Raw genomic sequence first — 26,864 nt, forward strand, 5'->3', positions numbered from 1 at the left:
ACGCGGCCCCGGAGCGTCACGGCCTGAGGGCCGGCTCACGCTCCACGTCCCGCACGTCCAGCTTCGCGTCGTAGCGGGCCAGCGGCCTGGCCGCCGACGGGTTCTCCCGCACCGCCGCGGGAGCGACACCGGCCCACTCGAGGATCCTGGCCGTGGCGAGCGCCTTCTCGTCCGGGACCAGGCCCGCGACGTTCGCCCCGTGGTTCAGCCCCGGCGCGGTGAAGACGTAGGAGTCCCGCGCCCCGTGCCCGAGCCGGAACCGCTCCGCGCCCCACGGGTCGTTCTGGCCGTAGACGAAGAGCATGTGCTCGGCGTGGCGGCGCACCCAGCCGTCCACGTCCCGCATCACCCACGGCTGGAAGCGCATCGGGATCGAGCGCGGCACGAAGTTGCGCGGCGGCTGGTAGCCGTAGCGGATCAACTGCTTCTCGATGTACAGGAAGTGGATGGTCGGCGCGCCGAGCTGGGTGCCCGCCTGGTAGTAGTACGGCGTGTACGTCTGCAGTCCCTGGTCGGTGTAGGCGGAGAAGCCGGAGATGGTGTCGACGGAGTCCCAGATCTCCTGGTCGGTGGCGTTTCTGGCGTCCGCCGGGATCGTGTCGCAGTCCTTCAGCAGGCTGTACTGCCAAAAGCCCCACACGTAGTCGAGGACGACCGCCTCGTAGGCCCGGTCCAGGCTGCCGATGGTGGTGAAGGTCCAGCCGTTGTCGGCCGCGGCCTGCGCGTACTTCTTCTCCAGCGGCTCACGGCGCACCAGCGCCTCGCGCTGCACCGCGTTCAGCCGGTCCCGGCACTCCTTGGTGCCGACGGTGGTGAAGAAGCGGTCGTAGGCGGAGTCCTCGTCGTTGACCACGTCGTTGGGCGCGACGTACGCGACGACGCCGTCCATGTCCCGCGGGTAGAAGCGCTCGTAGTAGGTCGCCGTCATGCCGCCCTTGGAGCCGCCGGTGGCGATCCACTTCTTGCCGTAGATCGGCTTCAGCGCCTGGAAGATGCGGTGCTGGTCGCCGGCCGCCTGCCAGATGTCGAGCTTGGACCAGTCGGCGGGGTCGGGCCGGGACGGGGTGAAGAAGCGGTACTCCATGGAGACCTGGTTGCCGTCGACGATCTGCGTCGGCTCGCGGCGGCTCGGATTCGTGGAGACGTTGTAGCCGCCGGTGTAGAACACCGTCGGGCGGTCGACGTCCTTGTGCAGCACGGTGATCCGCTGCTGGAACGTGCCCTCGGACGGGTGGCGGTGGTCGACGGGCTGCGTGTAGGTGAGGACGAAGTACCGGTAGCCGGTGTACGGCTTCTCCTCGACCAGGCGCATGCCCGGAATCGCGAGGAGCCGGTCCTTGATGTCCGCGTCGGTCGTGCTCGCGGTGGTGGCGGTGGCTTCCGGCTGGGCCGCGGTGGCCGCCCCCGCCGAACTCAGCGTGCCGACGGACACCGTGAGCGCGAGCAGCCATCTGAGCGCCTTGCGCATGCACACTCCCCTGTGAGACAGATGTGCGCCGGAAGCTATCGGAGCAACTCGGCCGGGCACCAGGGGAGTTGGCCGACGCGCCGGGGAAGGTGGGGAAATCCCTCGGTGCGCCCGGCGGTTCGGGCGGCCGGGACGGTCAGCAGAGGATCCAGCCCGATTTCACCGACGTGCCTCCCACCGATCCGCCCACCCGCACACAGCGGTGGCCGGCATGCACGGTCACCGGACCCGCGAGCCTGCCGAACCAGCCTTGGTCGGTGACCGGGCGGTTGCCGCGGGCCTGCACGGTCACCGACATCGGCCGCTTGGCGCCGGGGACGCGGGCCCGGGTGACGGCACAGACGTAGCCGTCGCGCTTGTAGACGTGCACCGAACCGGTGGCGAACCACAGGGTCCTGACCTGGCGGCCGGAGCAGGTGGAGGGGGCCGCCTGCGCGGTGCCGGGCACGGCGCAGGCCAGCACCAGCGACGCCGTCAGCACGCCCAGGCCGAGCGTCAGTCGCCGGCGTATCGCACCACTGTCCACGGTCGTCCCTCCCGTTACGGCAAGCACAGCAACGTACTGGTGTACGGACGCCGTACACCAGTCCGATGGTTGCGTCGGGGGATCAGCGGGAGGCGCCGACCGGCTCCTCGGGCTCGCTCGCGCCGATGAAGGTGCACCACAGCCGCGCGTACCGCCCGTCCAGCGCGAGCAGTTCCTCGTGGGTGCCGTCCTCGACGACCCGGCCGTGGTCCATCACGACCACCCGGTCGGCGCGTGCCGCGGTGGTCAGCCGGTGCGCGACCACGAGCGTCGTCCGCCGGCCCGCGAGGCGGTCGGTGGCCTGGTTGACCTGTGCCTCGGTCGCCAGGTCCAGCGCGGCCGTCGCCTCGTCCAGGAGCAGGACGTCGGGATCGACCAGCTCGGCGCGGGCCAGCGCGATCAGCTGGCGCTGACCGGCCGACAGGTTGCGGCCGCGCTCGGCGACGGCGTGCAGATAGCCGCCCTCCAGCGTGGCGATCATCTCGTGCGCGCCGACCGCCCGGGCCGCCGCCTCCACCTCGGCGTCGGTGGCCTCGGGCCGGCCGTAGGCGATGGCGTCGCGGACGGTGCCCGGGAAGAGGTACGCCTCCTGCGGCACGACCCCGAGCCGGTGGCGGTACGAGGTGAGGTCCAGGTCCCTGAGGTCCGTGCCGTCCGCGGTCACCCGGCCGCCGGTCGGGTCGTAGAACCGGGCCACCAGCTTGACCAGCGTCGACTTGCCCGCGCCGGTCTCGCCGACGAAGGCGACGGTCTGCCCGGCGGGGATGGTCAGGTCGATGCCGGTGAGGGCCTCCTCGTCGGTGCCGTAGGCGAAGCTCACGCCCTCGAAGGCGATCTCGCCGCGCAGCGAGTGGACCGGCCGGGGCTGCTCGGCGGACCCGGTGGACGCCGGCTCCCGGAGCAGCTCCTGGATGCGGCCGAGGGAGACGGTCGCCTGCTGGTAGCCGTCGAAGACCTGCGACAGCTGCTGGACCGGCGCGAAGAACAGGTCGATGTAGAGCAGGTACGCCACCAGCGCGCCCGTGGTGAGCGTGGCCGCCTCCACCCGGCCCGCGCCGGCGATCAGCACCGAGGCCGCCGCGACCGAGGACAGGAACTGCACGAAGGGGAAGTAGACCGAGATCAGCCGCTGGCCGCGGACGCGTGCCCGGCGGTAGCCGTCGCTGCGCTCGGCGAACCGGCGCCCGCCGTCACGCTCGCGCCCGAAGGCCTGCACGATCCGCAGCCCGGCCACCGACTCCTGCAGGTCGGCGTTGACCACCGACACCCGCTCACGGGCCAGCTGGTACGCCTTCACGCTCGCCCGGCGGAAGAAGAAGGTGGCGACGATCAGCGGCGGCAGCGTCGCGAAGACGACCAGCGCCAGCTGAAGGTCGATCACCAGCAGGGCGACCATGATGCCGAAGAAGGTGACCACGGAGACGAACGCGGTGACCAGGCCGGTCTGCAGGAACGTGGACAGCGCGTCGACGTCGGTCGTCATCCGCGTCATGATCCGGCCGGTCAGCTCGCGCTCGTAGTAGTCGAGGCCGAGCCGCTGGAGCTGGGCGAAGATCTTCAGGCGCAGCGCGTACAGGACGCGCTCGCCGGTGCGGCCGGTCATCCGGGTCTCGCCGATCTGCGCCGCCCACTGCACGAGCACGGCGAGCAGGGCGAGCAGGGACGCCGACCAGACGGCGCCGAGGGCGAGCCGGGAGACGCCCTGGTCGATGCCGTGCCGGATCATGATCGGCAGCAGCAGGCCCATGCCCGCGTCCACGGCGACCAGGCACAGGCTGACCAGCAGCGGCAGTCCGAAGCCGTGCAGGAGGCGGCGCAGACCGTAGGACTCCTCCGGGCGCACGGCACGGGCCTCGTCGACGGCGGGGGTGTCGGTCGCGGGCGGCAGGGCCTCGACCTGGGCGAGGAGTTCGGGCGTGGCCGGCATCCCGTCCATGGCCGCGTCCCGGGGCTCGCGCTCCCCCGCCCAGAGCCCCGGCGTGATGCCGCGCTCGGCGTCGAACTCGGCGTCCAGTTCCTCGCGGACGGAGGTGTCCTCCTGCGGGACGGCGGGCGGGGCGTGGCCCGGGGAGACCCCGCCGAGCTCGTCGGGGTCGGTGAGCAGGCGGCGGTAGAGGGCGGACCGCCGCTGGAGTTCGTCGTGGGTGCCGAGGTCGGCCAGCCGGCCGCCGTCGAGGACGGCGATGCGGTCGGCGAGGCCGAGGGTGGAGCGCCGGTGGGCGATGAGCAGGGTCGTGCGGCCCTCCATGACCCGCTTGAGCGCCTCGTGGATCTCGTGCTCGACGCCGGCGTCCACGGCGGAGGTCGCGTCGTCGAGGACGAGCAGCCGGGGGTCGGTGAGCAGGGCGCGCGCGAGCGCGATGCGCTGGCGCTGGCCGCCGGAGAGGGTCAGGCCGTGTTCGCCGACCCTGGTGTCGTAGCCCTCGGGCAGCTCGGTGATGAAACGGTCCGCCTGGGCGGCGCGGGCGGCGGCCTCGATCTCCTCGCGGGTCGCGTCGGGGCGGCCGTAGGCGATGTTGTTGCGGACGGTGTCGGAGAAGAGGAAGGAGTCCTCGGGCACCAGGCCGATGGCCGCCCGCAGCGACTGGAGGGTCAGTTCGCGCACGTCGTGCCCGCCGACCAGGACGGCTCCGTGGGTGACGTCGTAGAAGCGCGGCAGCAGCAGGGAGACCGTGGACTTGCCGGAGCCGGAGGAGCCGACGACGGCCAGGGTCTCGCCGGGGCGGATCTCGAAGGAGAGGCCCTGGAGGACCGGGCGGCCGTCCGCGTAGCCGAAGGAGACGTCGTCGAACTCGACGGTGGCGGGCGCGTCGGCGGGCAGCTCCTTGGTGCCGTCGGCCATCGTCGGCTCGGTGTCGATCAGCTCCAGCACGCGCTCGGAGCTCGCCCGCGCCTGCTGCCCGACCGTGAGGACCACGGCGAGCATCCGGACCGGGCCGACGAGCTGGGCGAGGTAGGTGGAGAAGGCGACGAAGGTGCCGAGCGTGATGTGCCCGCGCACCGCCAGCCAGCCGCCGAGCGCCAGCATCGCGACCTGGCCGAGGGCGGGCACGGCCTGCAGGGCCGGGGTGAACCTCGCGTTCAGCCGGATCGTGCGCAGCCGCCCGGCGAACAGCCGCCGGCCGACCTCCCGCAGCTTCCCGGTCTCCTGCTCCTCCTGCCCGAAGCCCTTCACCACGCGTACGCCGCTGACGGCGCCGTCGACCACGCCCGCCACGGCGGCGGCCTGCGCCTGGGCGTACCAGGTGGCCGGGTGCAGCCGGGTGCGGCTGCGCCGCGCGATCCAGCCGAGCGCGGGCGCCACAGCCAGGGCGACCAGGGTCAGCGGCAGCGACAGCCAGGCCATGATCACCAGGGAGATCATGAAGAGGAGCACGTTGCCGATGGTCATCGGCAGCATGAAGAGCAGTCCCTGGATCAGCTGGAGGTCGCTGGTGGCGCGGCCGACGACCTGTCCGGTGGACAGCTCGTCCTGGCGTCGGCCGTCGAGGCGGGTGATCGTCCCGTACATCTCGGTGCGCAGGTCGTGCTGGACGTCGAGCGCGAGCCGGCCACCGTAGAAGCGGCGGATGTAGGTGAGGACGTACACGACGAGCGCGGCGCCGATCAGGGCGCCCGCCCAGGGCGCCATGGCGCGGCTGTGGCCGCCGATCACGTCGTCGATGATCACCTTGGTGATCAGCGGGACCAGCGCCATGACGACCATGCCGCCGAGCGAGGCACCGAGGGAGAGGACGACGTCCTTCGGATACCGCCAGGCGTATCCGGCCAGTCTTCGCGCCCATCCCGGCTGCGCTGCCACGTCGATGCCTCCCTGTAGACATGATCTGCCGGAAGGCACCAACGCGCGAACGAGCGGATTTCATCCCTCCGCGGCGATACGTGTCCGGTCAGACGCGCACGCGCAGGTAGTAGAGGCGGGTCGTCTGGGCCGGGTTCTGGTTGTCGTCGCTGACCAGGAGCACCTTCAGGCGGCCGCCGGTGTCCCGGCCCGTGATCGTCATGCCCTCGATGTTGTCCAGGAGCGGGTTGGGCTGGGGCTGCTTGGCGGTGGCGCCCAGGGACGGGCAGGAGACGAGGTCGGTGAGCAGCGTCTTCTTGATCAGCCGCACCCCCGCCTGGCCGGTGAGGTGGTCCACGCCACGGGTGTCGGTGGCGCGCCGCGGGTCGGCGAGGTAGAGGCGGACCGTGTTGCCGACGCCGGCGGTGAAGCCGCGCTCCAGGACGAGCAGCCGGCCGTCGCCGGTCGCCTGGATCTCGGGGACGCCCAGACCGGGGTCGGTGCGGTAGGCGTACTGGGCGGCGAGGCGGAAGTGACCGGTCCCCGTCCGCTCCCAGCTCTGGAAGCGGACGATGCCCGGCGTGTCGCCGGAGACCGAGTACTCCATGGATGCGAGCAGCCGGTGGCCGCCGGGCAGCAGGGTCAGGCCCTCGAACGTCTGGTTCGCGGTGGCGCGGCCGGCCGGGGCGACACGGAGGGCGTCCGGCACGGGCAGCCGGTCGAGGATACGGCCGTCACGGGAGTAGCGGCGTACGGACGGCTCCCTCTCGGAAGTGATCAGGCGGGTGCCGTCGCCGGCGATGGCCAGGCCCTCGGAGTCGAGTTCCGCGCCGTTCTCGTCGGTGAGCGGGACGGCGCCCGTGGGGCGCGGCGTCTTCGGGTCGAGGCGGAAGAGTGCAGAGCGGTCGGAGAGCGCTGCCAGGGAGCCGTCGCGGTCCACCGCGAGCGCGGAGAGGTTGCCGACGAAGGTGCCCCGGTACGTCGTCTTGTCCAGCGCGTCGGAGAAGCGGTCGACGGAGACTGCGGGCGAGCAGGCGTGGCCGCCGGTCGTGGTGGTGGTCGGCCCGGCGGCGATCGGCCAGGCGCTGTCGGCGGCGGCCGGACCGGCGGTGAGGCAGGTGGCCGCCGCCAGGCCGGCGGCGAAGGTGGCGAGTGTGGTTCTCAGGCGCATGACCGTCACCGTAGGACGTGCCGGTGACCGGCGGGAGACCGCCCCGTGAAGCGACACCCGCCGGACGTCACCGCCTCATGGAGCGTCAGCCCTCGCCCCGCGTCGCCTCATGGAGTGTCAGCCGTTCGACGGGGCCGCCACGAACGCCTCCCGGGGCGTGCTCGTCGGCGTGTACCGCAGGGTGCTCGTCGTCGTGGGGACGATGTCCTTGTGGATGGCCTTGGCGATGTTCTGGATGGTGGTGACGCCGTAGCTCATGGTGCTGTTGTCCTGGGTGAGCACCGTGATCATGTAGTCGTGGCCGGCGCCGTTGAAGGTGCCCACGCTGTGCACCCGCCAGCCGTGCGTGGCCCGTTGCAGCCAGCCGTTCTTGACGTGCACGGCGACGGTGGACGGCGCCCCGGCGGGCGTGCCCCAGCGCTGGGAGGAGATGACCTGGCCCATCAACTTCAGGATGTAGGCGCGGGAGTTGTCGCTCAGCACCGTGTTCTTCGCGGTGATGAGGCCGAGCAGCCTCTGCTCGTCGCGCACGGTGATCTGGGTCAGGCCCCAGTAGCCGTTCGCGCCCGGCTTGGTCTGGGTCATGCCGGCGGCGGTGAGGAAAGCCTGGATCTTCGTGATGCCGAGCTGCTTCCACAGCGTGCTGGTCGCGCTGTTGTCCGACTGGGTGATCATGGCCTTGGAGAGGTCGCCCTCCCGCTGCGTGAGGTAGCGGTTGTGCTTCTTGGCGTCCCACAGCAGGGTGGCGAGGACGGTGACCTTGACGACGCTGGCGGAGTCGTAGGCGGTCGACTCGCGCAGCGTGCAGGTCGTGTTGGTGCTGCGGTCGCGCAGACCGACGGCGATCGTGCCCTTGCGCGTCGCCATGGCCGCGGTGATGTCCTTCTCCAGCTTGGCGGCGAGGCCCGCCTTGCCGGAGGTGCAGCTGACCGTCGGGGTGGTGGCCGCAGCGGGCGTCGCGGCGGCCACGCAGGGGACGAGCATCCCGGCGCCGACGCCGACGGCCGCGAGCGCTCTGGCGCGTCGGGATATCCAGTGAGTCATGCTGAAATGACGCGCGAGTCGGGGGCAATGGTTGTACGGACGGCAGCGGGTTTGACAGGCCGTTACACGTGAGTGCGCGCCGCGCCGGTCGCTCCGCCGTGCGCGAGCTCTGGTTCCGCCGGGGGCCGCCCGCTCAGTAGGCACCGTCACCGCGCAGCACCGCAGGCAGGGTACGGAGGAGGATCACCAGGTCCAGCTTGGGGGACCAGGTGTCGACGTAGCGCAGGTCCAGGCTCAGGGCGTCCTCCCAGGACAGGTCGGACCGCCCGCTGATCTGCCACAGTCCGGTGAGTCCCGGCCGCACCTGGAGACGACGGCGTGCCTCCCCGGTGAACGCCGAGTCCTCGACCGGCAACGGCCGGGGACCGACCAGGGACATCTGCCCCTTGAGCACGTTCACCAACTGCGGCAGTTCGTCCAGGGAATAGCGGCGCAACCAGCGACCGGCCGGGGTCACGCGCGGGTCTTCACGAACCTTGAACAGGTGCCCGTCCGACTCGTTCCGGAACGCCATGGCCTTCCGCATCTTCTCGGACCCCACTCGCATCGTGCGCAGCTTGAGGACCTCGAATTCATTACCCCGCCAGCCGGTTCGCCGCTGGCGGAAAAGGAAGGGGCCCGGCGTGTCGACCTTCACGGCGACAGCGGCCGCCAGGAGCAGCGGCGACAACAGCAGAAGCAGGACGACGGCCCCCACCACGTCGATAAGGCGTTTACTCGCTCGGCCCGTCCGCGACGACTGTCGCCCCAATGCCGGCGTGTGACGAGTGGTCTCTACAGCGGATACCGCCATCTAGTGCCTCCATTGGGCAGAACAGGTGAAAGGCTTTCAAATGGAGGCATGTCTGGGAAATAAATGCCCCCATTGGCACGTAGACAGCAATAGCATAGATAAACGGCATATGCCCCAACTTCGGTATTGACACCGTGACTTGCCCCCGTCCGGCCGTGGGCGGCGCGGCCGAAAGGATCTGCATGCGTGCGGTAGTGACGGGCGGGGCCGGGTTCATCGGTTCCCACCTGTGCCAACGGCTGCTCCACGAGGGCCACGAGGTGGTCTGCGTGGACAGCTTTCTGACATCCAAGCCCGCCAACGTCGAACATCTCCGAGAAGAGCGGCATTTCCGGTTGGACCAACGGGACATCACCCAGGGCCTGGAAGTGCCCGGTCCGGTGAACGCCGTGTTCCACCTGGCATCGCCGGCCTCGCCCGCGGATTACTTGAAACTGCCCCTGGAAACGCTTCGTGCGGGATCGGCCGGCACCTGGCACGCCCTCGACCTGGCCGCCGCGAAGGGCGCCCGCTTTCTCCTGGCCTCCACCTCCGAGTCGTACGGCGACCCGCTCGTCCACCCCCAGCCGGAGAGCTATTGGGGCCATGTCAACCCCGTCGGCCCGCGCTCGGTGTACGACGAGGCAAAACGCTTCAGTGAGGCCCTGACCGTGGCCTACCGCAGACACCGCGGTGTGGATGCCAAGATCGTGCGCATCTTCAACACCTTCGGGCCGCGGATGCGTACGGACGACGGAAGGGCCATCCCCAACTTCATCGGCCAGGCACTGCGCAAAGAGCCGATCACGGTCACCGGTGACGGCGGTCAGACCAGGTCGCTGTGCTACGTGGACGACCTGGTCGACGGGTTGCTGCGCATGCTGGCGAGTGATCACGGCGGCCCGGTCAACCTGGGCAACCCTCACGAGGTCTCCATGCTCGAGCTGGCGGAGTGGATCAGGAAGCTGTCGGGCGCCACCTCCGAGATCACGCTCGTCCCCCGCCCCCAGGACGACCCGGAACGACGCCGGCCGGACATCACCATGGCCCGCGAGCTGCTGGGCTGGGAGCCCACGACTCCGGTGGAGCAGGGGCTGCGCGACACCATCAACGACTTCCGCCTCCGCCTGGCCTCTGGGGACTTCACCGAGCGCAAGGTTCGGCCGGGTCCTCACCGCTGACCGCCTCGGCCCGCCGATGACCGCTTCAGCAAGCGCGTACGCCCTCCGGGCGCGCACACGGCTTCCCGCTGGTCCGGAGCACGGGGCCGGGCCCCGAGCACTCAGAACGTACGGAGACAACAGGACGACATCCGCTCAGCGGGGGCGGACGTCGTCTCGGTCTGCTCCGACTCCCGTATGGCTCCTCATGGCGGGACCAGGCCATACCTTCGAGCACCAGGTCGGCCCTCGGAACGATCGCCGCTGTCACCTTGTCGTCTCCCGACATCACTGCCCCGAGAAGGCCCACAGCAGGAGGAGATGCCGTCATGCGCCAGACAGGGCTGAACGAAGCCGGGCCTGTTGATGTCTGCCCGGTGACAGGGCCGGCCGAAGAAGGTTCCGCCAGTACGCGACAGACGGAACCCGGTCCTCATACAGAGTCAACGGGACTGCACATCGTGCTGGTCGCCTTCGCCTGTGATCCAAACCGTGGCAGTGAGCCTGCCGTCGGCTGGGGCTGGGCCGAGACCCTTGCGAGACGAGGCCACACCGTGGAGGTGCTCACTTACGCAGGCAACGCGCAGCACGTCATGCGTAGCGCGGCGGAGATGGGACCGGCCGGGAAAAGGATCAAAGCGCACGCCATCCCGGTGCCACCCGTGCCTTCCTGGACCTCGATGCTGCCCGGCTGCCTGAGCGACATGGTCGTGGAGTTCCTGCGCTACGACGGCTGGCAACGCCGGGCCCTGGCCTACGCCCGCACCCGGGGACTCGACCGTGCCGATCTCGTGCACCACGTCTCCTACGGATCCCTGCAAGGCGGCTCTGCCCTGCATCGCCTGGGACCGCCCCTGGTGTTCGGACCCGTCGGCGGTGGCCAGACCGCTCCACGTAGTCACCGACGTTACCTGGGCGCCGCGTACTGGCAGGAAGCGTTGAGAACCCTGCGCATTCGCTGCCTCGGCCGTCGGCCGTTGTGCCGTGCGACACTCCGTGAAGCAGCGGTGGTGCTCACCACCAACCGGGACACGGAACAACTGGCTCATCGCCTGGGCCGTCGGGATGCCCGTCTGATGCTGGCCGACGGCATCCACGAGTCGCTGATCCGCGAAAGGCCGGAGGATGGGCGGCTCCGGCCGACTCATGCTCCAACCATCCTGTGGGTGGGCAAACTGATCGGGATCAAGGCCCCCGAGTTGGCGCTGCGTACGCTCGCTCATCTCCGGTCAGAAGTTCCCGAGGCGCGCCTCGTCATCCTGGGCGACGGCCCTCTGCGCGCCGCCCTTGAGCGACTCGCGCTTCACCTGGAAGTGGGAGATTCGGTTGACTTCCGCGGTCGACTGCCCAGGGAAGAGGTTTTCACGGCGTACGACAACGCCGATGCACTCCTTATGACCAGCCTACGGGACTCTTTCGGCATGCAGGCATTGGAAGCATGGGCCAGAGGCCTACCCGTGGTCCATCTTGGCCACCACGGAATCAGCGACTTCTCAGCCCCGGGCGGGGCGATGTCCGTTCCACTCGGCAGTCCCGCGGATCTACCACAACGACTCGCGCAAGCGCTCAGCGGCATGCTCAGCGATCGGCAAACACAGCACTGCATGGAAAGAGCCGCAACGGCCTGGGCACGGAAACACACATGGACGGCGAAAGCACAGAGCGCCGAAGCGCTCTACCGCTCCACACTGCCCGCCCAGAAACATTCCACTGCAACTGCAGGCGTACCGAACTCAGCCCGGCCGACGTTCATTCTGTCTCGTGATCACTCTCAGTAAGTACGGTGAACCATGTTCCTTCTGAACAAAACTCAGTGGGCGCTCCAACGCCCCACTCGCACAGCGTCTCCCGCCACCGTTCTGACCCGCCTGGCCATGTGGCGGATCCGTACCGCCGTGCGCCTGGGCACCTCCGTCCCCATTTCAGGGAGACGTATGACCTTCTGGTGCCCTCCGGAATGGCGTGGGGCCGCCAAGATCATGTACGTGTGGCGCGATGACTACGAAAGCGAAATCCCCCACCTCCATCGATGGGTTCGGCCTGGGGACGTGGTGATGGACGTCGGTGCACATTACGGCAGCTACACGCTGCCCCTCTCCGGGCTGGTCGGAGCCCGGGGGCACGTGCTGGCTCTGGAGCCGGCCGCCCACGCCTGCTCCGTCCTCGAACAGAACATCCGGAGGAACGATCTTCGGAATGTGCAACTTCTCCCGGTAGCCGCCGGGGCCGAAGCCGGGCATGCCGCCCTTCACATGCACGACGACCGGTCCCGTGCATCCCTGTACGCGTCACTCGGAGACGCTGCGGAGACCCCGTCAGTCGAAGTGGTCAGACTGGACGATGTGGCTCCGCCCGGACGCCGGATCTCTCTCATCAAGATGGACATCGAGGGCTACGAGGCCCAAGCGCTCAAAGGCGCCGAACACGTTCTCCGCAGGGACCGCCCTGTCGTAATCTTCGAACTGCTGGCACGGCGATCCGGAGCCGTAGCCCCGGATCTGACCGCCTGGGATCTCCTGGCAGCCCAGGGCTACCGTATGCATCGCATCACGGATCAGGGGGAGCTGCGTCGTGTTGAGAGCCCTGAAGACCACTGCGGCTGGAGCTGCAACGTCGTAGGAATCCATCCGGAGAGGCCGGAAGACATCGGCGTGAGCGCCGTCGAGGTCGACACCGCCCACTGACTCCGTGCGCAGGAGTCCGGGTTGGCTGAAGTGCATCACTCGGCTCGATCCGCGCATCGATCGAACCGTGTCGGGCGCGACCTCGCCCTCACTCACTGCTGAAAAGGCACCCGCTCGGAAAGAGGTGCCGCGCCCGTGGTCGGTGGCCTGCGACAGGCTCGGAAAAGGGCCCGGATCACCGCGGCGCCCCACCCGCTCACAAAGGCCATATCCTCAGCTCCCAGGGCCACGGTCACCGGCCTGAACACTGCCGACCCGCCGATGATGCGCACCACACCTCGCGCCATCCTCGCCGAGCGCCGTACCACGAGGCGAGGACCCCATCCTTGCTCAAGTGCCTGCTGCGCCCAGGCGCTGGCGGCACCACGGCGATAACCACGCCGCAGCAGCCCTGCGAGCGTGAGCCGGTCCGGATCCTGCGTCTCCACGACACGGGCGGAACCGATCCACACGACTCGCGCTCCGGCGCGGGCCATCTTGGAGAAGAACACCGTGTCCTCTGCGCCGGACAGATCAAATTGCTCTTCGAAGCGCAGCCCCGTTCTCTGCACCGCAGACGTACGCAGCAGGGTGTTGCCTGATCCGGCCACGCCCCGGCAGAGAGGGCCGTCAGGCCGCGGGCACTGCCGACGCAGTGTGCTGCCACCTGCGGCCCATCGCGGGGAGCCCGGCGGTACCACGGCACGGACAGGCCCCCAGACCACGTCGGCGCCGTACCGGTCAGCGCCCTTGAGCAGGGCCTCCAACCAGCCCTGAAGGGGGATTTCGTCGTCATCGATGAAGACGAGCGCTTCATGTTCCTCAGCCATGTCGAGGGCGGCGTTGCGCACCTGCGCGTACCCGCGACGGGGCACTCGCCGGTAATGGGCGTCGTGGGCAGCCGCGGTTCGGCGAGCAGTGACGGACCCGCCGGCCGAGTTGTCCAAGAGGACGATCTCCACCGCACGTCCAGAAGGGCGCACCTGAGCCGCCTGCCTGGCCAACTCCGTGAGCAGCGGACCGACTGGCCGACGCCCCAGAGTGGGGACGGCGATCAGGACACTGTGCATACGGCGGCTCCAGGGCAGATCCTCAGCAGCACTCGCTGAATGCCGTAACGCTCGGAAGCATCGCTCGCGGTGGTATCCGGTTTCGATTGCCACTTCACGGAGCTTGCATACAAGGATGGTGCAGGCATCGTGCCGGACAGCGAACTGGACACGCCGACTCCTCGGATTTTGGAGGACAAATCTGTTGGCGCAGTCCCGGAGTCCTTCATCGGACCAAATGAACCCCCTCACGTCGCGCCGCTACCGAGGGTCGGCCGCCTGCTCTGGTTACCCTCGTTCCGGGTCGACTCGGCCTCGCCTTATTACGGCTACCCCTGCAAGTGGATGTTCTCGACTGCGGCGCTACCCAGGAAAGGGAACTGCATTGGTCTCAGTGGCGCGGCCGTCCATGCCTCTTCGGAGGAAAACCGGTCTCAGGGCGTCCCCACTGCTGGGGGCCTCTCTTCCCTCGCTGCTCGCCAGGACCGCCGCATTGCCCGTCTCGGGTTTCTGCGCCCTCTACTCCGGTCATACCATCGTGGGTGCGCTCGGGATTTCCGATTACGCTCTCTTCGCTCTCATCGTCATGCTGCCCTCACTCCTTCCCATCGGAGATCTGGGCGCCGGCGCGGCACTCATTGATGCAATTGAGGCCGACTGTGGCAGGCCGGGCGACCGTGAACGTATCGAAACAACCATCACCTCCAGTGCCCGGGCTCTGACATGCACGGGCGTACTGGTCATTTTCTGCGGTCTGGCGGTGATCGGCACCGGAGCGCAGGCCGTCCTGCTCGGCGCCGCCTCGGCTCCTGAGGCCGAGGCATGCCTCGGCGTCACGGTTGTCCTGATCGGTTGCGGCATGCCACTGGCTCTCGGCAGCTCCGCCCTCATCGCCCTCCGCCGGGCCCACGTGGCAACCCTCCTGCAGGCGGGCGGCAACCTGCTGGCACTGTCCCTGGTCCTGCTGTTCGCTGCCCTTGACGCCCCCATCTACTGTTTCCTCTCGGCGGGATTCCTCGGGCAGTCAGCTGCCAGCCTCGTCGGGCTTCTCATCGCCGGGCGGATCCTTCGCATGTCCGTGCTGCGCATCGTCGTAACCAGCCTCCGGCCAGGCCGGTCCGTCACACGCATTGTCCATCTGTCCGGTCCGGTGACGGTGATCAACGTGGCCACGGCCTGCGCGTACGGCACCGACCGGCTCGTCCTGAGCCATGTGGCCGGTACGACCGACGTCGCGGTCTACTCCGCGGGAGCCCAGCTGTACACACCGGCCTGGGCACTGGTCAACGCCGCGGCGGTGCCGTTGTGGAACCTGTTCGTTCGGCAGCGGCGGGACAGCATCCGGATCCCGCGGACCGAACTGGCCAAACTGTCCGCGTGGTTCGGCTCGGGCGCCCTGTTGATCGGCGCCGGCCTGGTGGCTGCGGGGCCATCCGTGACGGGCTGGATGACTCATGGAAACGCAGGTGCGAGCACTGGCCTCATGGCGTCGTTCGCGGCACTGCTCCTGGTGCACGCCGTCGTCAGCCCGGTGACGATGTGGCTCACCCAGCCCGCGGCCCTGCGTTTTCTGGCCGCCCGGTACGTGTTCATGGCCCTGGCCAGTCTCGTCCTGTCGGTTCCCCTGGCCGGGGCCGTCGGCCCGGCCGGACCCGTGATCGCGTCGGCGGTCTCCCACACCCTCTGCATCAGCATCCCCTGTTTCCGAAAGGCCTTCCGCAAGGCGCAAGGCGCTTCCCGGCCGGACGCACAGTGCCGCACTGCTGAACCGAAGTAGCTGGACCAGGGACGTGCTTTCCCGTTGCCACCGCCTCTCTTCCCCGTCATGACCGCCCCGCATCTCCATGCCAGGAGCCTCACGTGATTCCTCCCATTCCAGCTCAAGGACGTCGCCTCTTGCACTCGTACGTGCGCCACGGAGGGGGCGCGACAGGCCAACACCACCCTGCTGCGCAATGGCTGAACAAGACGACGGTGAGGCTGCTCAACAAGTACCTCCGAGAACGTCCGGTCACAGACACCGTCCAGACCCGGTTCGGCGCGGTTTTCGCCGTCGACACCAGTGATGTGATCCAGAGGTACCTGTACCTGTTCGGCATGTGGGAGCCGCACCTGACGCACTGGATGCAGGAACGGCTGAGCCCCGGAGACACATTCATCGACATCGGTGCCAACATCGGCTACTTCAGCGTGCTCGCTTCGCGCCAGGTCGGACCGCGCGGCCAGGTCGTGTCCATCGAGGCTTCCCCTCGCTTCCACGAGATGCTGCGACAGAACCTGCGTGCCAACGAGTGCACCAACGTCCGCAGCGTCAACACGGCTGTCTCCGACACCGCCGGAGTCCTCACCTTCTACCTGGAGGACGCCGGCAACCTCGGGGCGACGACCATCGTCCGCCCCACCAGGGCCGCTCAGCAGACCTTCGAGATGTCCGCGCAGTCTCTGCCGCAGATTCTCACGGAACAGGAGATCCGTGGGGCAAGGCTCATCAAGATCGATGTGGAAGGGGCCGAGGCCGCGGTCGTCCGCGGGCTCACCTCCACGCTCGACCGGCTGCGACCCGACGTGGAGTTGGTCATCGAGGTGGGACCGGAACGGCTGGCCAGGCAGGGCGATTCGGTCCACGACGTCATCGATCCGCTGTTGCGATGCGGCTTCCATGTCTACCGCCTCGACAACCGCTACGAACCCGGAAGCTATCCGCAGGCGCTCGGCGCCCCGCTGCTGCCCACGCGCTGGCGGAAGCCGGTCACGGACAACTGTGACCTCGTCTTCTCCCGCATCGACGCCGAACGACTCGGACGTCCTCGTTGACCGGTCACGGCGGGGACGGCTGAAGTCCAGTGCTGGGCTGAGACGTCGCTCAACGGTTCCGCCCCGCGGGGACGCTGCCGGGTGGGGTGCTCGCCGGGTGGGGGGCCGGCGGCCGGGTTCCGGTCGATCGCGAGCCGTCCCCGCCCAAGCGCCGGATCAAGGCCGCGAGCGCTGCCGGGTGGCGAAGGTCCCCGACGGCCGGGCGCCCACCACCGAAGGCGAGCCGGCCGGGCTCTGGTGGGCCGCTGCCTGACGGTAGATTTTCACGACCTCCTGGGCGCCCCCCGCTCATGCCGGTGTCGTGATTCCCACCTCGAGGGCAACACGGTCACGAAAGCGGCGTACACGCGGAATGCGGATTGGTGGATATGTGGTGAAATAGGAATGAAGCTCCTCTTCCACCTGCGACCGGCGGCAACCGAGGCGATGCGCCAGGGACGCCACCGTCCCGGCGGGGTGCGTCAGTTCCCGCACCACCGTCTTCACATCCATCCACCGGAGATGTGCACCTGCTTGCACCAGGTAGTGAACGAGGTCTCGCAATGGCTGATCCGCGAAAGTCGCGGCTTCCCAGTCGACCAGACCAATCCCCTGCGGAGTCCTGAGTACGTTCCAGGGCGCCAGGTCTCCGTGCACGATGGAACGGTCGCCGACCCTCGCTCTGCTCAGGGCCTCCGTCAGGTTCAGCAATTCGCTCGGTGACAGCGGTCCCGCCAGGCGCGAGCGTTGCCAGGCATGGGTCATCACCACGTAGTGGTCTCCCAGGTGGCCGGCATAGATCAGATCGGGGACCTTGAAGGGAAGCCGTATCCCGGGGATCTGCTCGAGAAATTCAGCTTCGTTGCGGAGCGGGTGGTCGTCGGCCTTCCCCAACTTCAGTACGCGATGAGGTCTTCCGCCGGTGGAAATCGCAGCGACGCATCGTCCGGACATCGAGGAATGAACGAAAGCCGCACCGTCCGCTTCCATCAGCAAGGTCCGGATCAGTGGCTCCACACCGGCCAGGGGGTCCGGGACCCTGGGTCCGACGCTCAGGCGCGCCGCGAGCCTGTCGAGCGATGCGGCCGCCCGGCCGATGGGACGTGACGGCCGGTCGATGATGTGGGCCGCTGCCACGCCGTCGCGCCCTCCGGTGGTCCTCAGACCGATGCGCCGTCCCAGCGGCCCGGCGCGGAACAGGCCACGGCGCCACACGACATGGTCTTGATCCACCTGTTCACCCCACAGCTCTGGCGAAGTACAGCTGCTCGATCATCAGCCTCCGCGTGAACCTTCGGATGATCGGTGAACCGGCGGCGCCGTCGGCTGCCCTCAGAGCCCTATCGGGAAGGCATCGGTGGAGAACTGACGGAAACATGGAGAAGCCGTACCGGTCCTCGATGCGGAAGCCGGACATGTGCAGCAGAGCGGCGACGTCCCGATGCCGCAACTCGTTGGGGCGCTGTTGCCTCGGCTTGGGTGCCCGAACCACGAGTGACCGCAGGCTGGGACAGTGACCGTGATTGTTGAGGACCAGCAAAGAACCTGGCTCCATGTGCTCTCTGATCTTAACGAGAACAGGAAGTCTCAGCTCTTCGGGCGCGTTCAGGAAAAACCGAAAGACGGTGACGGCTTCGTAGGGGCCACTCAAAAGGTCATCCGTCAGTACGTCGCCGGTCCTGATCGTGGACTTTGGACTTGCAGCCGCCGCGTGCCTGGCCATCTGGACAGAGATGTCGAGGCCGGTGAGCTCGTCCACTACTTCTTCCACCGCCTGCAGAATTCGTCCGGCTCCGCATGCGAAGTCGAGCAGGCGGAGACGGCCGCGTCGTTCTCGTTCCCTTCGTAGCGCCTCTACGAGGACAGGCCGTTCCAGAGACCAGATGTAGTCGTCATGACTGCCCTTGTCGTAGAGACGAACGTAATCCCTTACGCTCTTCTCGTCGGAGAACCTGGTTTCGTAGCCGGTCCATCCCGAACTCGCCATGCGGCTGACCCATTTCATTTGCTGGGAGCGGAGAACTGTCAGGCGGTATACCGCCTGTTTGACAATCCTAGACCCGGCAACCGGTAAAGGGCCGCGAAATTTGTTGGAGATCACTCGCATGGCCGTTGTCTCAGCGCTCACGGCGGCGGCACTCCCGCGCTCCCGATCCCCGAGGTCCATACCATTTTCTGATGGTCATTTGATACGACATCATGTTGCCACTACGAGGAGAAGAAAGCGGCGGCCCTTCATCGAGACTTGCACGGATTCTGGGCCGTGACGACGTTTTCCCCTAGTTCCGCCAGGCGAGTGGGCTCACTGGAGCGTGCGCCCCAATGGCGCTCCAGGACCTGCCGACTGCGCAAATGTGTCCGTTGCCGGAAATGGTCCAATGAACATCAAGGAGCAAGGCAGTGGCTGAGATCAATGCGGTGGTGACAGGGGCCGGAGGGTTCATCGGCGGACATCTGACCAGGGCGCTGCTCGCCGAAGGCTGTGGCGTGCGGGCCATCGACCGGAAGCCGCTCGACGAGTGGTACCAGGTCCACGAGGACGCGGTGAACGTCGTGGGCGACGTCTCGCTGCGCGAGACCTGCACCGAGATCCTGGACGGCGGCGCCGACGAGGTCTACCACCTCGCCGCGGACATGGGTGGCATGGGCTTCATCGAGAACAACAAGGCCGCGTGCATGCTGTCCGTACTCTCCAGCACACACATGCTGCTCGCCGCCAAGGAGGCCGGCGTCGGGCGCTACTTCTACTCGTCGTCCGCCTGTGTGTACGCGGCCCACAAGCAAGTGGACGCCGACGTGCTCCCGTTGCGGGAGGAAGACGCCTACCCCGCCATGCCGGAAGACGGCTACGGCTGGGAGAAGCTGTTCAGCGAGCGCATGGCGCGCCACTTCCGCGAGGACTACGGCCTGGCCACTCGCGCTGCCCGCTATCACAACATCTACGGCCCGTACGGTACCTGGGCGGGCGGACGCGAGAAGGCTCCGGCTGCTGCCTGCCGCAAGGTTGCCCTCGCCGTGCTCACCGGCACCGGCGAGGTCGAGGTCTGGGGCGACGGCGAGCAGACCCGCAGCTTCACCTACATCGACGACTGCGTCGAGGGCACACTGCGCCTGACCCGCAGCGAGTACACGGATCCGCTCAACATCGGCTCCGACCGGTTGGTGTCCGTCAACCAGCTGTACGCGATCGTCGAGCGGATCGCGGGTGTGCAGCTTCGGCACCGGCACGTCCCGGGCCCACTCGGGGTACGGGGCCGCAACAGCGACAACACCCTGATCCGCAAGGAACTCGGGTGGGCCCCGGAGACGTCTCTCGTGCAGGGTCTGGAGGTCACGTACCGCTGGGTGTACGACCAGGTGAAGGCCCAGCTCGACGGCAGGCCCGTCACGTGTTGACCGTCCGGCACCCGCGGGTGGACGTACTGGGTGTGGGCATCAGCGCCGTCACCCCCCACTCCGCCGTCGAGGAGATCGCCCGCTGGATCGAAACCCGCGAACGATCCTACGTCTGCGTCACCGGGGTCCACGGCGTCATGGAATGCCAGCGTGACCCTGCCCTCCGCCGCATCCACAACGCCTCTGGCCTGACCGTGCCCGACGGCATGCCCATGGTATGGGCCGGCCACCGTGCCGGGGCGGCCTGGATGCGCCGCGTCTACGGGCCCGACCTGATGCTCACCGTCCTCGAACGCGCGGCCCACAACGGCTGGTCCTCCTTCTTGTACGGTGGGGCGCCGGGAGTACCCGAACTGCTCGGCGAACGCCTGGCAGGCAGGATCCCCGGGCTGAAGATCGTGGGTGCTCTCTCACCGCCGTACAGACCGCTGAGCGCGCAGGAATCGGATGCGGTTGTCGCCACCATCAACGCCTCCGGCGCGGATCTGGTCTGGGTCGGGCTGTCGACACCGAAGCAAGAACGATGGATGGCCGAATTCCGCGACCGGCTCAAGGCTCCGGCTCTGCTCGGCGTCGGTGCCGCCTTCGACTTCCATGCCGGTCTCAAACCGCAGGCGCCCGGCTGGCTGCAGCAGCGAGGACTGGAGTGGGCCTTCCGCCTGGTGAAGGAACCGCGTCGCCTGTGGCGCCGCTACCTCCGCAACAACCCCGCCTATCTGACGCGGATCAGTATGCGTCCTCCTCGGCTGATCACGAGCGAAGGCACGCTGTCATGAAGATCGCGATTGTCCACAGCTTCTACGCTTCCGGACAGCCCAGCGGTGAGAACGTGGCCGTCCACGACCAGGTCAGCGCGCTGCGCGCAGCGGGCCACGACGTCAGGCTGTTCGCCGCCCACACCGACGAATTGGTCCGGGATCCCCTCTACCCGCTGCGAGCCGCGGCGCGCGTGGCGTCAGGCCGGGGGCACAACCCTCTGGCCGGGTTGCGGGCGTACGCCCCCGACGTCGTGCACGTCCACAACCTCTTTCCGAACTTCGGGCGTTCCTGGCTGCGGGAGTGGCACGGGCCCCTCGTCGCGACTCTGCACAACTTCCGGCCCCTGTGTGCTGCGGCGACGCTCTACCGTGCGGGTGCTGAGTGCACCCGCTGCCCGGACGGCGAGCGGTGGGCAGGCACGCGGCACGGCTGCTACCGGGGGTCCCGCGTGGCGACGCTCCCGTTGTCGTGGGCGGGGCGACGGGGAGCGACGGCCGACCCGCTGCTCGCCCGAGCGGACCGGATCATCGTGCTGTCCGCTCTCAGTCGCCGTACCTACGAACGGGCCGGTGTGCCTCCCGAACGTCTTGCTCTCGTGCCCAATTTCGTTCGCGTGTCGCGCGAGGGGTCGTCGCCTGCCCAGAGCGGGCGCTGGTTGGTCGCGGCGCGTCTCAGGGCCGAGAAGGGAGTACTGGAACTTCTGCGCAAGTGGCCGGAGACCCAACCGCTGGACGTCGTCGGAGACGGTGAGCTGCTCACCGCCTGCAAGGACGCGGCACCCTCGTCGGTTCGCTTCCTCGGCCACCTCGACCGCAACGACCTGCGCAGCCGGATGCCTTCCTGGCGTGGTCTGATCTTTCCCAGCCGCTGGTACGAGGGAGCCGTGCCGCTCGTCTACATCGAAGGCCTGGCGGCGGGGCTGCCGGTGATCGCCTTCGAGGGATCCGCGGTGGCCGAGGCGGTGCGGGAGAACGGCACCGGCTTCGTCACACGGTGGGACGAGCCTCTGTACCCGCTGCTCGCTGAGGCGGCCTCGACATTCCCGGATCTGCGTGAGCACTGCCGCCAGGTGTACGCGGCCCATTTCGCCGAGAGCACCTGGACCACTCGTATCTGCGGGACTTACGAGGAGGCGGGACGCGCCGCAGACCGCCGCACCGCGGTTGCCGCGGGCGTGGCGACCGGTGAGGCGGTTGATTCGTGAAAGCAGGAGTGCACGTGCTGAACGCGAGCCGTCAAGCAGCCGGAAGTGGCAACTTGAGTCACCGTCCGTCTGGTACTCGGACAACCACACGGAATTCCACCGTGGACCGCAGGATGATCGCCGGTGTCGCTGTGGTCGCCGTTCTGCTCACCGGCAGCCGTTGGATCTCGCACGTGCCGGTGGGGCCCCTCTACATCAGCGATGTCCTGATGTGCGTGGCTTTTCTTCACGTCGCCCAGTCAAGTCTGTTCTCCACCGAGCGGCTCGAGCGCGCCTACGGGCCCGGAATCCTGATCGGACTGCTGCTGCTGATCACTGTCTTCCACCTGATCACTGTGGGGGGCGACGTACGGCTGGCGGCTCGTGACGCAGCACCCTTCGCCTACGTTGCCATGGCGTATTTGTCTGCGAGTTCCTACCACAGATCACGGGATCACTGCCGGGAGAGAACGGTCCGATTGCTGTACGGCGGCCTGCTCCTGCACTTTGGATGGGTGGCGGTCGCCACGTTCGTGCCGCAGGTCGCCGACGCGATGCCCCAGGTGAGCGAGAACGCACGCGTCATGGGGATCAGAACCGATTTCGATGTGGCCTTGCTCGGTGTGCTGGCAGGCATGTCGCTTCTTCGGATCAGACGCGGAAGGGTGTGGCGCCACGGGACGGTTGCCGCTGCGGCCCTCGTACCTGCCTTTGCCCTGCCCTCAAGGGCCGGCATCCTCGCATGCGGTGCGTGCGTGCTCGTGGCCGTCCTGCTCAGGGCGGGAAAGAACGGCCCTCTCAACGCCCGCACACTGCTGGCTGCAGCCGCCGTTGTCGTTGCCCTGCTGGCGGTACTGCCGCTCACGCCAGGTGGGCAACGCCTTCTTGCAACCAACGGCGACAGCTCGACGGCTTCGAGTGACGTGGTAGCGGGTGCCGTGGGCACCAAGCGCGCACGGATGACCGCCTGGAACCGAGTCATCACGTACACCCTGCACGATCCGGTGCGGGCGTCCGTCGGGGTCGGCTTCGGAGTCAACTTCATGGCGGTTTCCCATGCCGATCTGCCGCTGTGGGGCAGGGGCGAGGATCGAGGTGACGGCTTGCGCTCACCGCACAACTTTCTGCTGACCGTGTTCGCCCGGCTCGGTTTCAGTGGACTCACGGTGGTCGCCGCTTTGCTGACCTCACTTCTTGTGGTCGTCGTCCAGACAGTGCGCCGTGGGCCACCGGATGAACTGACCTCGCTGTGCGTGCTCCTGGTGATCTCAATCTTTGTCGTGGCACTACTGGGTGTCGTCCTGGAGTCGCCTTTCGGGGCCGCTCCCTTCTACTGGGCGGCCGGGATCCTGCTCGCGGGTCACCGTTCGCGGCAAAGACACCGAGGAAGGAAGTCGGAAGAGACACTTGTGCCCGCCGTGGCCCGCGTCACGGAAAGTGTCGGCTGAGGGCATCTGAACGTTCACGGTGCGGAGGCACGGGACGGCGCAGCCCCGACCGCGCCGAGCGTCCAGGTTCCGCCCGTAGAGCTCACCCTGGAGGCCCGCCTCGATGGGGGTGGCCGGACGACGGCACGAACACCACGCGGAACATCTTGGGCCAGAACTTCCCGGTGATCAGGAACTGATCCGTTCCGGGAACGGCCGCGATGCCGTTCAGCGTGGCCCCGGGGACGATCTCGTCGGCGCGGAGCAGGCCCGAGGCGTCGACGCTCGCCGTCACCGCTCCGGTGGCGGGGTCGATGCGCACGATCCGGTCGGTGAGGAAGACGTTGGCGTACACGGCGTCACCGACGCACTCCAGTTCGTTCAGGGCCGTGACGGAGCGGCCCGCGTCGGTCACGGCGGCCTCGCCCGTCTTCGCGAGCGTCCGGGAGTCGCGGAACGTCAGGCGGGCCGAGCCGTCGCTCGTCACCAGCCGGTGCCGGGCCCGCTGGAAGCAGGTGCCCCATCCGTCGTCCGGGTACGGGACGCGGCGCAGTTCCGCGAGCGTCCGGGCGTCGCGCTCGATGGCGATCCGGTCCCGCCAGGTCAGCTGCCACAGGGTTCGGCCGAGCAGTGTGATCCCCTCACCGAACAGCGGTGCGGGCAGCGTGGCGCGGACTGTGGGCGGGTGGCCCGGTGGCCCGGCCCGCACGGAGGACTGGGCGGACAGCCCGGTGCCCTCGTAGAGCGTGCCGCCGGCCACCTCGAGGCCCTCGGTGAACGCCTTCGGGTCGTGCGGGAGGACCTCCAGCACCTTCACCCGCAGGCGCTCGACACGGTGCCCAGCGGCCTGCCGCCCGTCGGCACTGCGGCTCCCGGCCGCGGATGATCCGAGCGCGAGTGCGCCTACGAGCATCACCGCGCCGGTCCGGCGCAGGTGCTCACGCACCGCACGCACCCCTCGTCCTCACTGTGGTCCGCAGCGGTGTCACCAGAGGCTGCTGCAACAGGTCAGGGGCCCGGTTCGCGTGGGGCTCCAGGAGGTGCAGGACCAGCGTGCGGTGGGATCCTGCAGGCAGTTCCAGGTCGAGGGTGAACACGGGGTGGCCGCGTTCGACGCCGGGTGCGAGCAGCGCGGGACGGCCGTCCAGGGTGGCACCGGTGAGCTTGGCACCGGCGCCCGCGTAGTAGGACACCATGAGCCGGTTGTCACCCGGTCGGGTGCGGTAGGGGGGGCGGTCGCCGCGCTGCGTGACGTAGTCGGGCAGGCCGGAGGTGGGGGCCCGGTTGGTCAGAGTCACGGTTGCGGTCACCTCGCGTTCACCGCCGGAGCAGTCGCCCGCCTCCCAGACCATGCTCCGGTCGAGGTAGTAGTCCAGCTTGGAGCCCGCCGCGTTGTTCACCACGAGCCCCGCGAAAGGGCCCGGGACGTTCGGGAGCGTGCCCGAATAGGGGCGCGACTCGAGGATGCGCTGCTCCGCCACGTGGGCGCTCCACACCTTCAGCCGACCGTCCCGTTGGGTGTCGTGCACCGCGACGATCAGCGCGGGCAGCAGTCGGGGGGTGTCGACCGCGGCCATCAGCGGAGCGGCGGCGGCGCGGGCCGCGTCGACGAAGAACGCCTTGCGCCGTTCGACGTCGGCGTACTTCGCGTAGCTGGTCCGCTCGGTGAGGTCCACGACGTTGTCGGCGGTGAGCACGGTGCCGTCGGCCATTCGGGCCGGGCCGGTCACCCTCAGCAGACGGCTCAGCGTGACGGGGTCGACGGCGATCGCGCCGTCCACCCGCTCGCCGGTGTGCTCGCGCCACGCGGCGGCCCAGATCCTGGCGGCGTCGGGGAAGTGCGGGCTCAGGTTGGAGTTCTCCCACACCGTGGTGGGCTGGTTGTCGCGGTAGCGGGCCGCGAATTCGGCTCCCAGGTCGATGTCCGCCTTCGCCGTGGCCATCTCGGTGTTGTTGCCGAACCGCTCGAAGGCCAGATGGCCTCGGTCTGCCCGCAGCACGGCGAACGCCCCTGGCAGGCCTCCCGTACCGCGTGCCTCGGCGATGTTCTGGAAGGCAAGGAAGTAGTGCCGTTCCCCCTGCAGGCCGAGCATGGACGGCAGAACGCGGGCCGCCACGGAGGCGTCGGTCGTCACGGGGGCGAGCCGGTCCGTCTGATGCGCGAGCAGGGCCCGGGCCCGGTCGGCGGCGGGCAGCCAGGTGGACCTGGGCAGGCCGTGCACGTCGGCCCGCACCTGAGCCGCCACCTGTGCGGCCCGGACGATCTCCGGAGCGTGCTTGCGCAGCACCACGAGGGCTTGTGACATCCCGATGCCGCCGTCGTCCGACGTGGACCGCGGCAGGGCCTGGGCCAGGGGAGCCAGCACCTCCCCGGCCAGCCGGTCCACCGCGTACGCGGCACCGCGCACCGTCCTGACCGGGCCGCCGAGAAAGGGCAGGTGGGCGCCGGGATACCAGGCCGGGCCGGTGGTGAGACGGTGCGCACGAGCCGCGTGGGCGGCCGCCGAACGCACCAACCGGTCGCGTTCCCCGGCCCTCGCGGGAGCCGAATGGGAGGCGGAACCCGGGTCGGACGGCGCCGTCACCGACTTCCGCAGCGTGTCCAGGTCCCGCTGGGCCGCCATCAACTCGGAACGGGCGAGCAGTCCGGTGACACCGATCCAGACGGCGCCGGCCAGCGGGAGGGCCACACCGGCCAGCAGGGCGATGCGAAGGATGCGACGGCGGTGCGGCGCCGGGTCGCCGGGGCGGTGGAGCCCGGGCGTACAGGCGGCGCCCCGGACGAGGCCGGGGCGCCGTGTATCCGCGGTGCGGAGGTCTCGATCCGTCATGAATTGCGACGACGGCGCACGGCCAGCATCGTGCCACCGCCCGTCACGAGCAGCGCGGCTGCGGCGCCGCCCAGGGTCAGGGCCTTCTCGGTGCTGCCAGTGTTCGCGAGGCTGGCCTGGTGCGACCGTGACCCCTGGTGACCGGAGTTGCGTCCGTCGTCTCCGCCTCCCTGGCTGTGTCCACCCGGGTGGCCGGGGTTGCGCCCGTCGTCTCCACCTCCGGGGCCGTGGCCGCCGGGGTGGTCGGGCCTGCCCGGGGGTTCCGGCCTCGGGTGGTGCGTCGAGGTCGGGGTCGGGGTCGGGGTACCGGTCGGGGGCGTGGAGGGTGCGTCCTGCACGTAGACGGTGGTGCCGACGCTCTGGTCGGGACGGTTCGACGTGAGTCGGAAGACGTGCCAGCCGAGGGGTGCCCTCCTCGGAACGGTCACGGTTCCCGAGACCGTTCCGTTGGCGTCGGCCCGGAACCGGCCGAGAACGATCGGCGTCGACTCCAGCAGTGCCGTGACGGCCGAGCCGGCGCCGAAGACGCCGGAAGAGCTGAAGGTCACGGTCTGTCCGCGTGTCACGGTGGTGGTGCTGATGGACAGGGCGCCCGTCGTCGGGGGGTACGGCGGTTGCGCATGGGCGGTCTGAGCTGCTGCCAGTGGTACGGCGGCCAGCACGGCGGCGGACGCCGCCGACACCAGCGCGACGCGCCACCTGGACGTTGTCGTCATTTCCCTCACTCGCTCTCCTCGACTTCGGTCCAGTCCGGGCGCCCGACGTGGGCCAGACTCAAACCTGATCCGCAAGACCTGACATATCGAATAAATGGGATGTCTATCGGCTCCTGACACGCCGT

Annotated in this window: 20 protein-coding genes and 1 pseudogene; 9 read left to right on the top strand and 12 right to left on the bottom strand. The window is 68.8% G+C overall.

Annotated elements, in window-relative coordinates:
* Positions 1-16: 16 nt before the first annotated feature.
* The 6 genes and pseudogenes from ACF1A5_RS24050 to ACF1A5_RS24075 all read right to left on the bottom strand — a co-directional run.
* A complete protein-coding gene (locus ACF1A5_RS24050) occupies positions 17-1,468 on the bottom strand; it encodes a S28 family serine protease (RefSeq protein WP_392194926.1) in 1,452 nt (483 codons plus the stop codon).
* A 136-nt stretch (positions 1,469-1,604) separates the two neighbouring features.
* Entirely contained in the window at positions 1,605-1,994 is a 390-nt protein-coding gene (locus ACF1A5_RS24055; RefSeq protein WP_392194927.1) for a hypothetical protein, read from the bottom strand.
* A gap of 82 nt (positions 1,995-2,076) precedes the next feature.
* Positions 2,077-5,796, bottom strand: coding sequence for an ABC transporter ATP-binding protein (locus tag ACF1A5_RS24060; protein ID WP_392194928.1), 3,720 nt, complete (start codon positions 5,794-5,796; stop codon positions 2,077-2,079).
* 88 nt (positions 5,797-5,884) lie between these two features.
* A complete protein-coding gene (locus tag ACF1A5_RS24065; RefSeq protein ID WP_392194929.1) occupies positions 5,885-6,946 on the bottom strand; it encodes an esterase-like activity of phytase family protein in 1,062 nt (353 codons plus the stop codon).
* 117 nt (positions 6,947-7,063) lie between these two features.
* Complete coding sequence (locus ACF1A5_RS24070; protein WP_392194930.1) at positions 7,064-7,990, bottom strand: serine hydrolase; 927 nt, start codon at positions 7,988-7,990, stop codon at positions 7,064-7,066.
* A 133-nt stretch (positions 7,991-8,123) separates the two neighbouring features.
* A pseudogene (locus ACF1A5_RS24075) lies at positions 8,124-8,714 on the bottom strand (sugar transferase); the annotation flags it as partial.
* A gap of 251 nt (positions 8,715-8,965) precedes the next feature.
* Here ACF1A5_RS24075 and ACF1A5_RS24080 point away from each other — a divergent pair.
* The 3 genes from ACF1A5_RS24080 to ACF1A5_RS24090 all read left to right on the top strand — a co-directional run bounded on the left by ACF1A5_RS24080 (position 8,966) and on the right by ACF1A5_RS24090 (position 12,606).
* A complete protein-coding gene (locus tag ACF1A5_RS24080; protein WP_392194931.1) occupies positions 8,966-9,943 on the top strand; it encodes a UDP-glucuronic acid decarboxylase family protein in 978 nt (325 codons plus the stop codon).
* A gap of 308 nt (positions 9,944-10,251) precedes the next feature.
* On the top strand, positions 10,252-11,700 hold the full coding sequence (locus ACF1A5_RS24085; protein ID WP_392194932.1) for a glycosyltransferase: 1,449 nt from the start codon (positions 10,252-10,254) through the stop codon (positions 11,698-11,700).
* A 156-nt stretch (positions 11,701-11,856) separates the two neighbouring features.
* Positions 11,857-12,606 (top strand): FkbM family methyltransferase, encoded by a 750-nt coding sequence (locus tag ACF1A5_RS24090; RefSeq protein ID WP_392194933.1) that lies wholly within the window; start codon positions 11,857-11,859, stop codon positions 12,604-12,606.
* Between the two features lie 92 nt (positions 12,607-12,698).
* Here ACF1A5_RS24090 and ACF1A5_RS24095 read toward each other — a convergent pair whose 3' ends face one another.
* The gene (locus ACF1A5_RS24095) at positions 12,699-13,655 is read right to left on the bottom strand and encodes a glycosyltransferase family 2 protein (protein WP_392194934.1); all 957 of its coding nucleotides are present in this window, start codon (positions 13,653-13,655) and stop codon (positions 12,699-12,701) included.
* A gap of 517 nt (positions 13,656-14,172) precedes the next feature.
* Here ACF1A5_RS24095 and ACF1A5_RS24100 point away from each other — a divergent pair.
* Together ACF1A5_RS24100 and ACF1A5_RS24105 are read left to right on the top strand one after the other, a co-directional pair.
* Positions 14,173-15,411, top strand: coding sequence for a lipopolysaccharide biosynthesis protein (locus ACF1A5_RS24100; protein ID WP_392194935.1), 1,239 nt, complete (start codon positions 14,173-14,175; stop codon positions 15,409-15,411).
* 83 nt (positions 15,412-15,494) lie between these two features.
* Positions 15,495-16,448 (top strand): FkbM family methyltransferase, encoded by a 954-nt coding sequence (locus tag ACF1A5_RS24105; protein ID WP_392194936.1) that lies wholly within the window; start codon positions 15,495-15,497, stop codon positions 16,446-16,448.
* 288 nt (positions 16,449-16,736) lie between these two features.
* Here ACF1A5_RS24105 and ACF1A5_RS24110 read toward each other — a convergent pair whose 3' ends face one another.
* Entirely contained in the window at positions 16,737-17,660 is a 924-nt protein-coding gene (locus ACF1A5_RS24110) for a phosphotransferase family protein (RefSeq protein WP_392194937.1), read from the bottom strand.
* Positions 17,661-17,664: 4 nt separating this feature from the next.
* Positions 17,665-18,414 carry a methyltransferase domain-containing protein gene (locus ACF1A5_RS24115; RefSeq protein ID WP_392194938.1) on the bottom strand — a complete coding sequence of 250 codons (750 nt, stop codon included), beginning with the start codon at positions 18,412-18,414 and terminating at the stop codon, positions 17,665-17,667.
* Between the two features lie 413 nt (positions 18,415-18,827).
* Here ACF1A5_RS24115 and ACF1A5_RS24120 point away from each other — a divergent pair, with 413 nt between their 5' ends.
* The 4 genes from ACF1A5_RS24120 to ACF1A5_RS24135 all read left to right on the top strand — a co-directional run bounded on the left by ACF1A5_RS24120 (position 18,828) and on the right by ACF1A5_RS24135 (position 23,213).
* Entirely contained in the window at positions 18,828-19,823 is a 996-nt protein-coding gene (locus ACF1A5_RS24120) for an NAD-dependent epimerase/dehydratase family protein (protein ID WP_392194939.1), read from the top strand.
* Positions 19,824-19,855: 32 nt separating this feature from the next.
* On the top strand, positions 19,856-20,599 hold the full coding sequence (locus tag ACF1A5_RS24125; protein ID WP_392194940.1) for a WecB/TagA/CpsF family glycosyltransferase: 744 nt from the start codon (positions 19,856-19,858) through the stop codon (positions 20,597-20,599).
* The gene (locus tag ACF1A5_RS24130; RefSeq protein ID WP_392194941.1) at positions 20,596-21,786 is read left to right on the top strand and encodes a glycosyltransferase family 4 protein; all 1,191 of its coding nucleotides are present in this window, start codon (positions 20,596-20,598) and stop codon (positions 21,784-21,786) included. The genes ACF1A5_RS24125 and ACF1A5_RS24130 overlap by 4 nt, the downstream gene beginning before the upstream one ends.
* A 101-nt stretch (positions 21,787-21,887) precedes the next feature.
* Positions 21,888-23,213 (top strand): O-antigen ligase family protein, encoded by a 1,326-nt coding sequence (locus ACF1A5_RS24135; protein ID WP_392194942.1) that lies wholly within the window; start codon positions 21,888-21,890, stop codon positions 23,211-23,213.
* An 82-nt stretch (positions 23,214-23,295) separates the two neighbouring features.
* Here ACF1A5_RS24135 and ACF1A5_RS24140 read toward each other — a convergent pair whose 3' ends face one another.
* The 3 genes from ACF1A5_RS24140 to ACF1A5_RS24150 are packed head-to-tail and all read right to left on the bottom strand — an operon-like array spanning position 23,296 to position 26,739.
* Positions 23,296-24,147: a glutaminyl-peptide cyclotransferase gene (locus ACF1A5_RS24140; RefSeq protein ID WP_392194943.1), complete on the bottom strand. Its 852-nt coding sequence runs from the start codon at positions 24,145-24,147 to the stop codon at positions 23,296-23,298.
* Positions 24,131-26,023 carry a DUF4012 domain-containing protein gene (locus ACF1A5_RS24145; RefSeq protein WP_392194944.1) on the bottom strand — a complete coding sequence of 631 codons (1,893 nt, stop codon included), beginning with the start codon at positions 26,021-26,023 and terminating at the stop codon, positions 24,131-24,133. Before ACF1A5_RS24145 ends, ACF1A5_RS24140 begins: the two co-directional genes overlap by 17 nt.
* On the bottom strand, positions 26,020-26,739 hold the full coding sequence (locus tag ACF1A5_RS24150) for an LPXTG cell wall anchor domain-containing protein (RefSeq protein ID WP_392194945.1): 720 nt from the start codon (positions 26,737-26,739) through the stop codon (positions 26,020-26,022). Before ACF1A5_RS24150 ends, ACF1A5_RS24145 begins: the two co-directional genes overlap by 4 nt.
* Positions 26,740-26,864 lie beyond the last annotated feature (125 nt).

Source organism: Streptomyces sp. NPDC014864, assembly GCF_043081525.1.
GTDB lineage: Bacteria > Actinomycetota > Actinomycetes > Streptomycetales > Streptomycetaceae > Streptomyces.

Excerpts from the sequence above, each read along its gene's own strand:
- ACF1A5_RS24065 (WP_392194929.1), bottom strand. The coding sequence starts at position 6,946 with ATGCGCCTGAGAACCACACTCGCCACCTTCGCCGCCGGCCTGGCGGCG.
- ACF1A5_RS24145 (WP_392194944.1), bottom strand. The coding sequence starts at position 26,023 with ATGACGGATCGAGACCTCCGCACCGCGGATACACGGCGCCCCGGCCTC.
- ACF1A5_RS24150 (WP_392194945.1), bottom strand. The coding sequence starts at position 26,739 with ATGACGACAACGTCCAGGTGGCGCGTCGCGCTGGTGTCGGCGGCGTCC.
- ACF1A5_RS24070 (WP_392194930.1), bottom strand. The coding sequence starts at position 7,990 with ATGACTCACTGGATATCCCGACGCGCCAGAGCGCTCGCGGCCGTCGGC.
- ACF1A5_RS24090 (WP_392194933.1), top strand. The coding sequence starts at position 11,857 with ATGACCTTCTGGTGCCCTCCGGAATGGCGTGGGGCCGCCAAGATCATG.
- ACF1A5_RS24095 (WP_392194934.1), bottom strand. The coding sequence starts at position 13,655 with ATGCACAGTGTCCTGATCGCCGTCCCCACTCTGGGGCGTCGGCCAGTC.
- ACF1A5_RS24050 (WP_392194926.1), bottom strand. The coding sequence starts at position 1,468 with ATGCGCAAGGCGCTCAGATGGCTGCTCGCGCTCACGGTGTCCGTCGGC.
- ACF1A5_RS24080 (WP_392194931.1), top strand. The coding sequence starts at position 8,966 with ATGCGTGCGGTAGTGACGGGCGGGGCCGGGTTCATCGGTTCCCACCTG.
- ACF1A5_RS24085 (WP_392194932.1), top strand. The coding sequence starts at position 10,252 with ATGCGCCAGACAGGGCTGAACGAAGCCGGGCCTGTTGATGTCTGCCCG.
- ACF1A5_RS24115 (WP_392194938.1), bottom strand. The coding sequence starts at position 18,414 with ATGGCGAGTTCGGGATGGACCGGCTACGAAACCAGGTTCTCCGACGAG.
- ACF1A5_RS24130 (WP_392194941.1), top strand. The coding sequence starts at position 20,596 with ATGAAGATCGCGATTGTCCACAGCTTCTACGCTTCCGGACAGCCCAGC.